This window comes from Acinetobacter sp. TUM15064 (assembly GCF_008980265.1).
Classification (GTDB): domain Bacteria; phylum Pseudomonadota; class Gammaproteobacteria; order Pseudomonadales; family Moraxellaceae; genus Acinetobacter.
In genome coordinates, this window is sequence record NZ_BKFU01000226.1 from 1 (window position 1) to 439 (window position 439).

Genomic DNA, 439 nt, shown 5'->3' on the forward strand with positions numbered 1-439 from the left:
GGATCGAGTAGCCCACTAATACGTTGAAATAAACGGGTTGTTCGTGACCACGCTACGTCGTTTAAATCCCCCATCACAATACAACTTTCATCAAGATCTTTAATTTGATCTCCGACAATTAAAAGCTCAGCGTCACGAAGTGTTTATTCTTTTGCTTCAGTTGGGCGAGGTGGCTTAGGATGTAAACAGTAGAGCTGAACAGGCATGCCAGATCGCAAAATTACCGTGGTATGAATAGAAGGTATTTCATTACTTAAAATGAATTTAACCTCAGTATTTTTAAGCGGTAACAGGCTATATAAATGCATTCCGTATAAATTATCTAAAGGTACGGGCACACGGTATGGATAATCTTTCTCGATCTCTTTTAAAGCATTTTCCCAAGTTGTATCGCTCTCTAAAGTAAGCAATAAATCAGGTTTTAAAGTCCGTACATGCT

At 38.5% G+C, this 439-nt stretch carries 1 pseudogene; it reads right to left on the reverse strand.

Going from position 1 to position 439, the window contains the following annotated elements:
• Window positions 1-439, reverse strand: a pseudogene (locus GBI16_RS18540) (endonuclease/exonuclease/phosphatase family protein); the annotation flags it as partial.